The sequence below is a fragment of the Cryobacterium sp. genome (assembly GCF_025463825.1).
Taxonomy (GTDB): Bacteria; Actinomycetota; Actinomycetes; order Actinomycetales; family Microbacteriaceae; genus Cryobacterium.
This window is the reverse complement of sequence record NZ_JAODBG010000018.1, coordinates 1-13963: the sequence shown is the minus strand read 5'-3', so window position 1 is coordinate 13963 and position 13963 is coordinate 1. Positions and strand designations below refer to the sequence as shown.

At 70.7% G+C, this 13963-nt stretch carries 10 protein-coding genes; 6 read left to right on the top strand and 4 right to left on the bottom strand.

Annotated elements, in window-relative coordinates; translation table 11 throughout:
* Positions 1 to 702, top strand: a 702-nt coding sequence (locus JWP54_RS02000; protein ID WP_367274172.1) for a ferritin-like fold-containing protein, incomplete at its 5' end; no start/stop codon positions are given.
* Between the two features lie 79 nt (positions 703 to 781).
* On the opposite strand, the gene JWP54_RS01995 is transcribed toward JWP54_RS02000, so the two are convergent.
* Positions 782 to 1084: a hypothetical protein gene (locus JWP54_RS01995; RefSeq protein ID WP_297366549.1), complete on the bottom strand. Its 303-nt coding sequence runs from the start codon at positions 1082 to 1084 to the stop codon at positions 782 to 784.
* Positions 1085 to 1092: 8 nt separating this feature from the next.
* Positions 1093 to 1317 (bottom strand): DUF3107 domain-containing protein, encoded by a 225-nt coding sequence (locus JWP54_RS01990; RefSeq protein ID WP_297366547.1) that lies wholly within the window; start codon positions 1315 to 1317, stop codon positions 1093 to 1095.
* 39 nt (positions 1318 to 1356) lie between these two features.
* Between JWP54_RS01990 and JWP54_RS01985 the strand changes: the two genes are divergently transcribed.
* Positions 1357 to 4821: a UrvD/REP family ATP-dependent DNA helicase gene (locus JWP54_RS01985; RefSeq protein WP_297366545.1), complete on the top strand. Its 3465-nt coding sequence runs from the start codon at positions 1357 to 1359 to the stop codon at positions 4819 to 4821.
* Positions 4818 to 8282, top strand: a complete 3465-nt coding sequence (locus JWP54_RS01980; protein WP_297366543.1) for an ATP-dependent DNA helicase — start codon at positions 4818 to 4820, stop codon at positions 8280 to 8282. Before JWP54_RS01985 ends, JWP54_RS01980 begins: the two co-directional genes overlap by 4 nt.
* On the opposite strand, the gene JWP54_RS01975 is transcribed toward JWP54_RS01980, so the two are convergent.
* Positions 8180 to 9433 (bottom strand): phosphotransferase, encoded by a 1254-nt coding sequence (locus JWP54_RS01975; RefSeq protein WP_297366541.1) that lies wholly within the window; start codon positions 9431 to 9433, stop codon positions 8180 to 8182. The genes JWP54_RS01980 and JWP54_RS01975 overlap by 103 nt on opposite strands.
* A 94-nt stretch (positions 9434 to 9527) precedes the next feature.
* Here JWP54_RS01975 and nudC point away from each other — a divergent pair, with 94 nt between their 5' ends.
* Together nudC and JWP54_RS01965 are read left to right on the top strand one after the other, a co-directional pair.
* Positions 9528 to 10562, top strand: a complete 1035-nt coding sequence (gene nudC / locus JWP54_RS01970) for an NAD(+) diphosphatase (RefSeq protein WP_297366539.1) — start codon at positions 9528 to 9530, stop codon at positions 10560 to 10562.
* A gap of 28 nt (positions 10563 to 10590) precedes the next feature.
* On the top strand, positions 10591 to 12300 hold the full coding sequence (locus JWP54_RS01965; RefSeq protein ID WP_297366536.1) for an ATP-dependent helicase: 1710 nt from the start codon (positions 10591 to 10593) through the stop codon (positions 12298 to 12300).
* Here JWP54_RS01965 and JWP54_RS01960 read toward each other — a convergent pair.
* On the bottom strand, positions 12191 to 13099 hold the full coding sequence (locus JWP54_RS01960) for a hypothetical protein (RefSeq protein WP_297366534.1): 909 nt from the start codon (positions 13097 to 13099) through the stop codon (positions 12191 to 12193). The genes JWP54_RS01965 and JWP54_RS01960 overlap by 110 nt on opposite strands.
* Positions 13100 to 13210: 111 nt before the next feature.
* Here JWP54_RS01960 and JWP54_RS01955 point away from each other — a divergent pair.
* A partial coding sequence (locus JWP54_RS01955) for an NAD(P)H-binding protein (protein ID WP_297366532.1) occupies positions 13211 to 13963 on the top strand: 753 nt, incomplete at its 3' end.

The window sequence follows — 13963 nt, the reverse complement described above, 5'->3', positions numbered from 1 at the left end:
GTGATCTCGTGGTTAGGTGAACGACCCAAACGGGCAGAGACGCCCCGGCTGTCGGCCAGGGCCGACCGTCGAGCGACGACGAAGGTCGACATCACCGAACTGGCGCCCGACCTGCTCACCTACCTCGGGCAGGCCGCATATTTCGAATTGGGCATGTTCGAGTCTCTCTCGTCGGCCGTGATCACCGCCCCGACGCTGACCGCCAAGGAAGGCCTGAGCCTGGCCGCCGGGCGCGCGCTGTCGAAGCACCACGGCCTGATTGATGAGATCCGCCGCCGGGACGGTGAACCCGCCTCCGTGATGAGCCCGTTCGTTCCCGCCCTGGACTCCTTCCGCGCGGCCACTGCCGGCGCCGACTGGCACGAGCTGCTGCTGAGCTGTTACCTCACCGGCGGCCTGCTCGATGACTTCTTCATGCGGCTCTCCGACGCCCTGCCCGGCGACATCGGCCCGCGCGTGGCCCACTTGCTCGGCGAACACGGCGGCGCGGATGTGCTGGTGCACGAGCTGGCCGCTGCCATCGCCGCGGAGCCCACGCTTGAATCGCGCCTGGCCCTCTGGGGCCGGCGCCTGGTGGGCGACACCCTGCTCGTGGCCCGCTCGGCGATGGCCGTCACGCAGGACTCCCGCATCGAGCCCGTCTTCACCGAGCTGATCGCCGCACACACCCGACGGATGGACGGCCTCGGCCTCACCGCCTGACAACACCGCGTTCCACCACGAAAAAACACCCTCATCGAAGCGATGAGGGTGTTTTCGTTGCACCGGAGTATCGGAGGGGCTAAGCCGTCCGGCCGGTCTTGGTGATGCTGTGCAGCATCGCCAGGTCCGCCGTCTCGCGACGCTTTCCCACGAGGATGTCCACCAGTACGGCGGCGGCGCCGGCCCCGATCAGGGACACCCACCAGATCCAGCCGCCGTCCCACGCCCAGCCAAGCCAGGTCAAGACGACCCAGACCAGCGCGGCGACGCCGGTGCCCACGGCCGGGACCAGCACGGAACCGTGCGTGAGCCGCCGGGGCAAGGCGTACCGGGCGACGAGCCCGAGGAGCGCTCCGCCGAGGGCGACGAACATGAGCTCCATGCGGGGTCTTAGGCTACGAAGCCGACGCGGCGGGAGGACTCTGAGCCCAGCTCCACGTAGGCGAGGCCGATGGTCGGCACGATGTACAGGTGCCCCTTCTTGTCGCTGAGCTTGAGGTACCCGGTCTGCCCCGCGAGGGCGGCCGCGACGGTCTCCTCGATCTCGTTGGCGGGCTGAGTCGTCTCGAAGCTGATCTCCCGGGGGGAGTTGAAGATGCCAATGCGAATATCCACGGATGCGCCTTTCGGTTGCCTACCCGCTCAGATTACGACATGCCCGCTGATCAGCCCGCCACGTTCACTGTCGGCGCAACCCGTTACCGTTGGAGCGTGATGAACCCGGTGTCCGAACTGCTCGTTGAGCCCCGTGCCGTGGCCCTCGCCACCCCCGACGGAGCGCCCGCCGGCCCCCTCGGTCTGGACGCGTCCCAGCGCACCGTGCTGGAGCTGCCCGGTGACCGCTCTGCCGCCGTGATCGGCGCGCCCGGCTCCGGGAAGACCAGCACCCTTGTCGAATTCGTCGCCGACCGGGTGCTCGCCCGCGGTTTCTCGCCCAGCGAGGTTCTCGTGCTCGTGCCCACCCGCACCGGAGCCACCGAGCTTCGCGACAGGCTGGCGTTGCGCCTGCGGGTGCCCACCAACGGTCCACTGGCCCGCACCATGAACTCCGTCGCGTTCCAGATCGTGCGGGATGCCGAGGTCGCCGCCGGCCGCACCAGCCCGACGCTCCTGACCGGTGGCGAGCAGGATCAGATCATCGCGGAGATCCTGCAGGGCGACATCGCCTCGGGCACCGGTCCGGCCTGGCCGAGCCCGCTCGACGCCGAGGTACGGGGGCTGCGTGGATTCCGCACGGAACTGCGCGACCTGATGATGCGCGCCGTGGAATACGGCGTCACCCCCGGCCGGCTCGACGCGCTCGCCGCCGCCGCCGACCGCCCCGAGTGGGCCGCCGCCGCTGACTTCATTCGCGACTACCAGGAGATCAAGGACCAGAGCCGGCCCGGCCAGTACGACTCCACCGAGCTCGTGCAATTCGCCGCCGCCATCGTGCAGGAGGCCCCGCGCAGCGTCCGGCGTCCGGCTAGCCAGGCGGCGTCCGCTTCGTTATCCGCCGTGTCGGCGGGCAACCCGCTGGGCCCCCTCGGCGACCTGCGGCTGATCGTGCTCGACGACGCCCAGGAGGCCACCCAATCCACGCTGGCGCTCCTGGCGCAGTTCGCCGCCCGCGGCGTCACCATCGTGGCGTTCGGCGACCCCGACCTCAGCACCGGCTCCTTCCGTGGCGCGCACCCGGATGCCCTGGGCCGGCTCGGCTCCTACCTGGGCCTGCCCGACGTCTCGACGCTGAACCTCGACACCGTCTACCGGCACGGCAGCGAGCTGCGCGCGGTGGTCCGGGAGTTCACCGGGCGGATCGGCGCTGCCGCGGCGGGAACCCAGCGCGCCGCCGGCAGTGTCGCGGACGCCCCGGAGCCGGAACGCGCAGCCGACGCACCCGACGCACCCGCCGCGCGGACCGTCGCCGCGCAGACCGGTGCCGCGCAGACCGGTGCGGCGCAGACCGGTGCCGTGCAAACCATCGTGACCGCCAGCCCCGCAGACCAGCTCGCCGTGATCGCCCGGCGGCTGCGGGAACGGCACCTGCTCGACGGCCTGCCGTGGGGGCGGATGGCCGTCATCGTGCGCACCGGCGCGCTCGTGCCCGCCCTCTCGAAAGGCCTCGCCGCCCTCGAGGTGCCTACCCAGGTCGCGGCGTCCCAGGCGGCCCTCCGCGATGAACCCGCCGTACGGGCGTTCATCCTCGCCCTCGACATCACCCTCGGGCGGCGACCACTCGACGCTGACGCGGCGGTCGACCTGCTGCGCGGCCCGCTCGGCGGCCTCGATCCGATCACCCTGCGGCGGCTGCGCGCGGCACTGCGCCAACAGGAACTGAGCGAGGAGCGTCCCGACGACCGCGCCCGCACCGCCGACGAGCTGCTCGTGCAGGTGTTCAGCGACCCCGCCGTGCTGGAGCGCATCGACAACCGCACCGCCCGGCGCGCCGCATCCTGCGCCAAGAACCTGCGCCAGACCCGCACCGCGTTCGCCGCCGGCGGCACCATCGAGGAACTGCTCTGGGGACTCTGGCAGCGCAGCGGCCTCGCCCCGGCCTGGGCCGAGCAAGCCGCCGGCACGGGAATCGACGCCGACGAGGCCAACTCCAACCTCGACGCCGTCGTGGCCCTGTTCTCGGCCGCGCAACGATTCGTCGAACGCACCCCGGCCGCGCCGCCGGTGCTGTTCGTCGAGCACCTCGTCGACACCGACGTTCCGGAAGACACCCTCGCGCCGCGCGCGCTGGCCGAATCCGTGCTCGTCTCCACCCCCAGTGGCACCATCGGCCGCGACTACGACCTGGTGGTGCTCGCCGGCGTGCAGGAGAACGTGTGGCCCGACCTGCGCATCCGCGGTTCGCTGCTCGGCGCGGGCGATTTGGCCCTGCTCGCCTCGGGGGAGACCCCCGACCCCGCCGGTGCCCGCACCAGCGTGCTGCACGACGAACTGCGCATGTTCGCCCAGGCCGCCTCCCGCAGCACGAGGGAACTGCTGGTCACCGCCGTGGACAACGACGAGAACCAGCCGAGCGCGTTCCTGCGCCTGCTGCCCGAGCCCGACCCCGCTCCGCTGGCCCGCTACCCGCTCTCGCTGCGCGGGCTGGTCGGGCGGCTGCGACGCGACCTCACCCAGACCCTGCGCCCCCGGCTGCAGCCCGACACCGACACCGACGGCGCCGACCCCGTCGCCGCCCTGCCGGCCGTGCTGCCGATGCGCGCGACGGATGCCGCCGCGACCCTCGCCCGCCTGGCCAGGGAGAAGGTGCCCGGCGCCACCCCCGACGAATGGTACGGGTTGCGCGAGGCCAGTACCCTGCGGCCGCTCAACGACCCGGAAGCCGGCGACGGACCGGTGCGCGTGTCACCGTCCCGCATGTCGGCGTTCGAGACCTGCCCGCTGCACTGGCTGATCGGCCAGATCGGTGGCGGCGACTCCAGCACCGCCGCGAACCTCGGCACCATCATCCACAAGGTGATGGAGGACGCCACGGATCCCGCCCTCACCCCCGACCCGGCCTCGATCACCCCGGATGCGCTCTGGGCCGGCGTGGAGGCCCGTTGGGGCGAACTCGCCTTTGACGCCGACTGGCAGTCGAGGGTGCAGAAGCTGCAGGCCCGCGAACTCACCGACCGGCTCGCCGCCTACCTCGGCGACGGCGCCCGCACCGGCACTCGGCTGCTCAGCGCCGAGGGCCGGTTCGCCCTCGAGCTGGACGGCGCGGTGCTGTCCGGCACCATCGACCGGGTCGAACGATTGCCCGACGGCCGGGCCGTGATCGTGGACCTCAAGACCGGCAAGGGCGACCCCACCAGCGACACCGGCGTCGCCGAGCACCCGCAGCTCGGCGCCTACCAGCTGGCCTTCTCCGCCGGCGTGATCGACGGGCTCGAACCCGGCATGGAACTGGCCGGCGCCCGCCTCGTGATCGTGTCCTCAGGCACCCAGAAGCAGAACTACCGCAACCCCACCCAGCCGGCGTTCACCCCCGAGGAACTCGCGACCTTCACCAAACGGGTCACCGACGACGCCGCAGGCATGGGCGCGGCCACCTTCGTGGCGGAGATCGCCGACCACTGCCTTGACCCCCGCTCCTTCGGCTCCTGCCGCATCCACGTCATCAAGCAGGTGAGCTCATGAGCGCGAGTCCAGATCCCATCCCGACTGTCACCCCGGCGAAGCCGCACCGCTCCGTTTCCGCCCTCGACATCGCCGAGGCGCTGAAGATGTTCCCGCCCACCAGCGAACAGCAGGCCGTCATCGAGGCCCCGCTCAGCCCCACCCTCGTGGTGGCCGGCGCCGGCAGCGGCAAGACCGAGACCATGGCCAACCGGGTGCTCTGGCTGCTCGCCAACAACCACGCCCGGCCCGACCAGATCCTTGGCCTCACCTTCACCCGCAAGGCCGCCGGGGAACTCGCCGAACGCATCAATGGGCGTATCCGCCAGCTCAACGAGGCGGGGTTGATGCCCACCGCCGGCGAAACGACCGACCCGGTCACCGGCCTCAGCGCCGGCCCCGGACTCGATTCCGCCGACCTGTTCAACGCCCCAGCCGTCTCCACCTACAACTCCTTCGCCAGCCGGCTGTTCACCGACAACGCCCTGTTGCTCGGGCGCGAACCCGAGTCGGTGCTGCTGAGCGAGACCAGCGCCTGGCTGCTCGCCCGCCGCGTGGTCGTCGCGCACGGTGACGGTCGCCTGGTGCAGTACGGCAAGGGTGTGGACGCCGTCACCGACGCGGTGCTCTCACTCAGCCGCGCCCTGGCCGAGAATCCGCCGCCGTTCGTGCCCGGTGAGGAACCCCGGCCGCACGACCTCGACCGCCTCGCGCAGAGCTTCGGCTACCTCGCCGACCTGCCCTACGGCAACCCGCGCAAGAAGAAGCCGTACGACTCGGTGCTCGAGGCCATCAGCGCCGTCGCGCCGTTGCCGGTGCTGGCCGAACTCGCGGATGCCTACAGGTGCGAGAAGCGCCGCCAGGGCCTGATCGAGTTCTCCGACCAGGTGGCCCTCGCCCTGCAGGTGTGCCGCAAGGTGCCGGCGGTGGTGAACCGCTACCGCGACCAGTACCGTGTCGTGCTGCTCGACGAGTACCAGGACACCTCGGTGCTGCAGACGGAGTTGCTGCGCACCCTGTTCGCGCACCACCCCGTGATGGCCGTGGGAGACCCGCACCAGTCCATCTACGGCTGGCGCGGCGCCAGCTCCGCCAACCTGCTCGGCTTCTCCACCGACTTCGCCGAGTTGGCGAACACCGAGGCGCCCTCCATGTCGCTCTCCTTCACCTGGCGCAACCCGGTGAGCGTGCTGGAGACCGCCAACGCGCTGGTGTCGCCGCTGAGCGCGGAACTGCGCGCCCGGCCGAACGGCATCCAGGTGGAGACCCTCAAGGTGCCGCCGGGCAAGGCCGCCGGCCGGGTGGACGCTGCGATGCACGAGACCATCGCCGAGGAGGCCGCGTCCATCGCCCGCTGGTTCGCCGCACGGCTCGGCACCGAGTCGACGCGGGCCGGGGACACGTCGCCGGAGTCCGGGGCGATGCTCTTCCGCGCCCGCCGCGACATGGAGTTCTACGCCGAGGTGCTGCGCGAGCACGGCGTTCCGGCGCACGTGCTGGGTTTGGGCGGACTGCTCTCCACCCCGGAGGTGGCCGACGTGCTCGCCGTGTTGCGGGTCGTGCACGACCCCTCCGCGGGAAGCGACCTGATCCGGCTGCTCACCGGCGGCCGCTGGCGCATCGGCGTTCGGGACCTGCAGGTGCTCTCGAATGTGGCCGGCTGGCTGGCCACGCACGACTGGGCGCAGAAGGCGGTCTCCGACGAGCTGAAGGCCAAGCTGCGGGCCTCCGTAGCGACCGAGGAGAGCCGCTCCCTCGTCGACGCCCTGGACTTCGTCGCCTCTGCCCCCGAATCGCACGGGCAACTGGCCGACTTCAGCGACGACGGCCGGCAACGACTACGCCAGGCCGGCCGCCAGCTGGGGTGGCTGCGGAGCCGGGCGAACCTGGGCCTGCTCGACCTCGTGCGCCTCATCGAACAGGAGACCCTGCTCGACCTGGAGCTCGTCGCCAACGAGAGCCACGGTCGCGCCCTGGCCAACCTCTACGCCTTCCACGACGCCGTCTCGGCGTTCCTCGACAGCGACGAGGTAGGCACCCTGGCCAGCTTCCTGCGCTGGCTGGCGCGCGCCGAGCGACAGGACGACCTCGGCCCGCGCGGCGAGGCCGCCGAACCCGGCACCGTGCAGCTGCTCACCATCCACGGCTCCAAGGGGCTTGAGTGGGATTACGTCGCCATTCCCGGACTCACCGAGAAGAACCTGCCCGCGCCGAGCCGAGAGGTCGCCGGCTGGTTGCGCTTCGGCGAACTGCCCTACCCGTGCCGTGGTGACCGGGCCGAGCTGCCAGAGCTCAAGCGCCTCGGCCATGAGACCCAGTTGTCGTTCGACGACGACTTCACCCTCTACAAGGAGCAGCTCGCAGCCCGGCACGACGCCGAGGAACGCCGGCTGATCTACGTGGCCACCACCCGCGCACAGCAGCAGCTGCTGCTCACCGGGGCCTTCTGGGGCGGCGGCACGACCGTGCGAAAGCCCAGCCGGTACCTGCTCGAACTAGCCGAGGCCGGGCTGATCCCGGCCCTGCCGGAAGGCAGTGAGCACGCCGAGAAGCCGGTCACCGACGTGGACGCCACCGAGGTCTGGCCCTTCGACCCGCTCGCCACCCGCCGCCGGGTCGTCGAGGCCGCCGCCGCCCTGGTGCGCGCCCACGGCGACACCGTCCCGGCTCCCGGAACCGACGATCGCGAAGACCCCGCCGCCGATCCCACCGACCCCATCGAGACGCCCTGGTCGCGGGAGGTGACCCTGCTGCTCGCGGAACGGGCGCTCCGCCTGGCCGGCCCCGGCGCCCTCGACCTGCCCACCCGCATCCCGGCCTCCCGGTTCAAGGACTACGTCGACGACCCTGTCGCCGTGTTGGCCAGGCTGCGCCGGCCGATGCCCGAGCGGCCCTACCGCGCCACCCGGCTGGGCACTCTCTTTCACTCCTGGGTCGAGCAACGCTCGACCGTAGCATTCTCCGGCGACCTCATCGACGCGGGCCTGGACGAACTGGACATCGATCTCGACGCGGATGCCGAGTCCGGCGCTGCCCTGACAGTGGAGCTGGAGCAGCTGGAGACGTTCAAGGCCACCTTCGAGCGCTCGCCCTGGGCGACGCTCGCGCCCGAGGAAGTGGAGATTGAAATCCACCACGTCCTCGGCGACCAGGTCTTCATCTGCAAGCTCGACGCCGTCTACAAAACCGAAACCGGATACCAGGTCGTGGACTGGAAGACCGGCAAGGCGCCCAAGGACGCCGCCGACCTCGAACTCAAGCAGACCCAGCTGGCGCTGTATCGGCTCGCGTACGCGCGGTGGAAGGGCATCGACCCGGAGATCGTCGACGCCGTGTTCTACTTCGTCGCTGACGACCGCATCGTCGCCCCAGAACGGCTCTACTCCGAGGACGACCTCGTGCGCGCCTGGTCGTCGGTGGCGGCGTCATCCGCGGATGCGCCGTCGACCGTGGGAACCGGGCCGGTGGCGTCGTCCGCATAGCTCGGGTACGGCGCGCCGGTGCCGGCCGCGTCCAGATCCGGGGCCTCGAAACCGGTGCCGTCGAAACTGGTGACCGTCGCGAACGAGCCCGTTTCGGCGAAATCGCTGGTGCCGTAGTCGTCGCTGTCGAAGTCGTTCCGGCCGGCTGAGCCGGTGGCCGCGGTGCGCGGGGTGTCTTCGAGCATCGACTCGACGTCGGACACGCTGAGGATCGGACCGGTCTCGGGGGAGAGCGAGTTCATGGTGTGGCTGTGCACGTTGTCGACAAGGCCGTCGAGCATCGACACCGCATCCTCGACGATGTCCTCGTCGCGGGTGTCGACGCCGTGCAGCAGCCAGCGCGCCAGCTCCAGCTCGGCGTAGAGCATCGCTCGCTGGGTGATCAACGGGTCGTTGCCCTGGCGGGCCGCGGTGTAGGTGGCGATCGCCGTCTCAGCCGCGTCGCCGCGGGCTGCGAGCAACCAGTTGATGTCGCGGGCGGGGTCGCCGACGCTCAACGCCGACCAGCCGAGAACGGCGCACACGGCGTCGTCGCTGATCAAAAAGGACTCGGCGGTGAGAGACCCGTGGATGACCGTCGGGGTGAACTGCCACAGGGTGTGGTCGTCGGTGGCGAGTTCCCAGCGGCGAAGCAGCGCTGCCGGCAGCTTGCCGGTGGCCGCGGCCCGGTCGATCAGGTCGATGGTGGAGGTGCGGCATTCCAGCGCGGTCTGCTGCACCAGGCCGGCGTCACCGATGAACGCCGTGGGCAGTCCGTGGATCGCGGCGATGGCACGGCCGATCGACCCCGAGACGCCCTCGTGGCCGGTCAGGGCATCAGCGTCGTAGGAGGCGCCGGGCAGGCGTTCGTAGACGACGGCCCTGGTGTTCTCGAAGGGCGCCTGACCCACGAACACCGGCACGTCGAACGGGAGCCGGCTGCGGTTGCCGGTGGTGAGCGCGCGCAGCGCCACCAGGTCAGCGGACTGCTCGGTTTCGGCGGCCTGCGACGTGGGAACCCTGATGATCAGCTCCTTCTCGTCACTGGTGATCAGCAGGGCGGAGTCGAACAACCCGTCGCCACCGAGACTGTGGTTTCGGGCGTGGGCGACGTCGAGCTCAGGCACTGCATTGGTGGCCAACGCGGCTAGAGTGAGATGGGATCTGGCCATGCCTTATAGGTTAGGTCGACTTCCTCCCGGTGGGGTTCTACGCCACGCCTGCAGTCAACTTCGGCACGTGTTGCCCGATCTCTTGAAGGGGCTCATGTCGTTCAGGTTCACGGCCCGGCTACCACTGTCCAGGCACGCCGTCGATCGCGACAATGACGCGCGGGCCCAGCCCGACCTCTTCGAGCGGCTCTGGGCGGATGCCGGCACCCGGCTGCTGCCGCTGCACAAGGGCAAGGCGCTGCTCGCCGCGGCCCCCGTCGACGGCGCTCCGCCGCGCCTGCAGTTGCTCGCGCCGGCGGACCTGCCCGCCGTGCTGCCGGCATCCGCGCTGCTCGTATACCTCGGCCGTTCCCTGGCCGAGGACGCGCCTGAGCCGGTCGGAACCGCGCTCGTGGCCGTGCCCCTCGACGACGAGCAAGCCGCCCTGCTCGAACCCGACCCGTCGGGCTGGGTGGGCCTGCGCGAATACGCCACCCTGCTGTCGGACCGAGACACCGGAATCCTTACCGAATCCCTCGGAATCCTGCACTGGCACGAGTCGCACCCGCACTGCCCGCGCTGCGGCGCTGCCACCGAGGTGCGCTCCGGCGGTTGGGTTCGGCACTGCCCCGTGGACGGCAGCCAGGTCTTTCCTCGCACCGACGCGGCCGTGATCGTGCTCATCACCGACGACCTCGACCGGGTGCTCCTGGGCTCCAACGCCATGTGGGAAGCCACCCGGTACTCGCTGCTGGCCGGCTTCGTCGAGCCCGGCGAATCGTTCGAGTCCGCCGTGGTGCGCGAGGTCTTCGAGGAATCCGGCATGCGGGTCGCCGACCCCGTCTACCGGGGCTCGCAGCCGTGGCCGTTCCCGGCGTCGATCATGGTGGGCTTCACCGCCCGACTCGCCGACGGCCAGCTTTCCGGCGGCCTCGTGCCCGACGGCACCGAGATCCTCGACCTGCGCTGGTTCAGCCGCGCCGAACTCTCCGACGCCGACAACGGCATCATCCTGCCCGGACCGTCATCGATCGCCCGCGCGCTGATCGACGACTGGCTGGCCCGGCCGGCCGCCGTCACCACTGACACCGAGCCCACTGACACCGAGCCCGCCGACATCGCGCCTGGCCAGGTCCGCCACGGTGTCTGACCCGTTGTCACCAGCGTCGGCTGAACCATTGACACCCACCGCCGAGTCCCTACTCACCGGACTCGACGAGCAGCAGCGGGTGGCCGCGGAGGCCCTGATCGGACCGGTCTGCATGCTCGCCGGTGCCGGCACCGGCAAGACCCGCGCCATCACGCACCGCATCGCGTACGGCGTGATGAGCGGCGCCTACTCGCCGAACCGGGTAATGGCGCTCACCTTCACCGCCCGCGCCGCCGCCGAACTGCGCGGCCGGCTGCGCCAGCTCGGCGCCGGCGGTGTTGCCGCCCGCACCTTCCACGCGGCCGCGCTGTCGCAACTCAACTATTTCTGGCCGCACGTCGTCGGCGGGCGGGCGCCACGCATCCTCGAGGGCAAGGGCCGACTGCTCGGGCACGCGGCCGAGGTCCTGAAGCTCAAGCTCGACACCGCCACTCTGCGCGACCTGGCCGGCGAGATCGAGTGGCGCAAGACCAGCGGGCTGAGCCTGGAGCAGTACGCCGCCGCCGGACGCACCCTGCCCGGCCGGCTCGACATCGACCAGACCCTGGATATGCAGGCCGGCTACGAACGGCTGAAAGACGACCGCAAGCAGATCGACTTCGAAGACGTGCTGCTGGCCATGGCCGGCATGATCGAAGCGGAACCCTCGGTGGCGCTGCAGGTGCGCGAGCAGTACCGGTTCTTCGTCGTGGACGAGTTCCAGGACGTCTCGCCGCTGCAGTACGACCTGCTCAAGCTGTGGCTGGGCGACCGCCGCGACCTGTGCGTGGTCGGCGACGCCAGCCAGACCATTTACTCGTTCGCGGGGGCCCGCAGCGATTACCTGCTGGATTTCCCGAAGCACTACGAGGACGCCACCGTGGTGCGCCTCGAACAGAACTACCGTTCCACCGCGGCCATCGTCGCCACCGCCAACCAGCTCATGCGTGGACGGCCAGGCGCGCTGTCGCTGCACGCCGCCGTCGCCGAGACCGGGGTGGAGCCCGTCGTGCGGGAATACCCCAACGACATGGCCGAGGCGCGCGGCGTGGCGCAGAGCATCTTCGACCTCGTCGAATCCGGGGTGGCGCCGGAGAACATCGCCGTGCTGTACCGGGTCAACGTGCAGGCCGCGCTGCTCGAGACCGCGCTGGGGGATGTGGGAGTGAGCTACCAGATCCGCGGATCGAAGCGGTTCTTCGACCTACCGGAGGTGAAGCAGGCGGTGATGTCGCTGCGCGCGGCATCCGTCTCGATCATGGGCGAGCCGCTGTTCAAATCGGTCAGCGATGTACTGCGGGGACTCGGCTGGAGCCAGACCGCGCCGGAGACCCGCGGTGCGGTCCGGGATCGCTGGGAAGCCCTGAACGCGATCATGGGGCTCGTCGACCAGGCGGCACCCGGCACCACGTTCCGCGCATTCACCGACGAGCTGATGGAACGCCAGGCCGGCCAGCACGAGCCCACCGTCGCGGCCGTGACCCTGGCCACCCTGCACTCCGCCAAAGGCCTGGAGTGGGACGCCGTCTTCGTGGTCGGGCTGTCGGAGGGACTCGTGCCGATCAGCTACGCGGGCACTTTCGAGCAGGTCGACGAAGAACGCCGGCTGCTGTACGTGGGCGTCACCCGCGCGCGCAAACGCCTCTCGCTCAGCTGGTCCGCGGCCGGAACGCAGCAGCGTTCCCCGCGAGAACGATCACGTTTTCTGGGAGAAATCGGCATCCGCACCGCTCGTGCGGCCGGTGCGCGCGGCGCCTGAGCGCCAACGACTCCCCGTCGATCGCCAACGACGCGGCTGCGAACTGATTCGACCCGGCGACCAGCCGGTCCTGCACCATTCCGGCGGCGATCGTTGCAACCTCGATGCTCAGCCGGATCGTCTCGGTCGGCGCGGTGCGGTACACCAGCTGGCAGGCGATCGCCGGCCAGGCCGGGTCATCGTCGACCCGCTCGAGTTCCAGGCAGGTCAGGCAGGGCCCGGCGCCCGGTTCCACCAGCGGGCCCAGCCGCACCTCCGCGTCGCTGAACACCACCGGCAGGTGCGGCACGTCGCGGCGCAGCCACCGGCCGTGCCGCTCAGGGGCGAGAACGAAATGGTCCACCAGCACGGCGAGGTCCGGGGCGGTGCTGCCTGCATCTGTGCTGCCTGCATCAGTGCTGCCGTGGTCGGTGCTGCCTGAATCGAGGACCCGGATGCCCAGGTCGACCAGCAGGCGCCGAATGCGGTCGGCCGTGGGCCCGACCCCGTCGACGCACACGACGGGACGCGGGCCGGGCTCCCGGGACGCCCCCACCGGCGGCGCGGGGCGGCTGTCGTCCTCGACCAGTGCGGGGGAGAGGGCCAGCAGGAGGGCGCTGGTCGCCTCGTCCGTCGCCCCCGCTTGGCGGCCGAGCATCAACGCCCCCAACCGGGGCACGCCCACCCGCAACGCTGAAATCACGCTTTCGAGCGGCGCCGTGACACCGGGCACGATCGCCAGGGGGCGATCGATGCCCAGCTGGATGGTGTCGGGGGTGCGCCACACCAGCGGATACCGCGGGTCGAGTCGAAGAACCATCCGGCGATCTTCCCCCAGGACCGCACGGCGGCGTCGGATTCCTCCACAGGGCGCCATCGCCAGGCAGAGAATCCGCAGGTCCAGCCCAGACACCCGCCCTAGGCTGACGCAATGACAGACACGACTGCCCTCCGCATCCTGGTCACCGGAGCCTCGGGTTACATCGGCGGCCGACTGGTCCCCAAACTCCTCGAGGCCGGCCACACCGTGCGGGTCCTCGTGCGCTCCCCGCAGAAACTGCTCGATGTTCCATGGGCGAGCGAGGTGGAGATCGTCGAGGGCGATCTCGGCGACCGGGCGTCGGTCGCCCGGGCGAGCGCGGGAATCGATGTTTTCTACTATCTGGTGCACTCGATGGGTGCCAAGGGCGACTTCGAGCAGACCGAGCGCACCGCAGCCCGAAACGTGGCCGCTGCCGCCGCCGCGGCGAAGGTGACCCGCGTCGTCTATCTCGGCGGCCTGCACCCCGATGCCGCCACCCTCTCGCCGCACCTGCGATCGCGTGCCGAGGTCGGCCGCATCCTGCTGGAGTCCGGGGTGCCCACCGTCGCGTTCCAGGCCGGTGTCGTCATCGGCTCAGGGTCGACGTCGTTCGAGATGATCCGGCACCTCACCGACGTGCTGCCCTACATGCCCGCGCCACGCTGGGTGCGCAACTTCATCCAGCCCATCGCCGTGCGCGATGTGCTTCACTACCTCGTGAACGCCGCAGACCTGGCCAGCGACGTCAACCGCACGTTCGATATCGGTGGCCCCGACGTACTTCGCTACGGGCAGATGATGAACGGGTACGCCCTTGAGGCCGGGCTGCGCCAGCGTCCGATTGCCTCGCTGCCGGTGCTGACTCCCTGGCTTGCCTCGCAG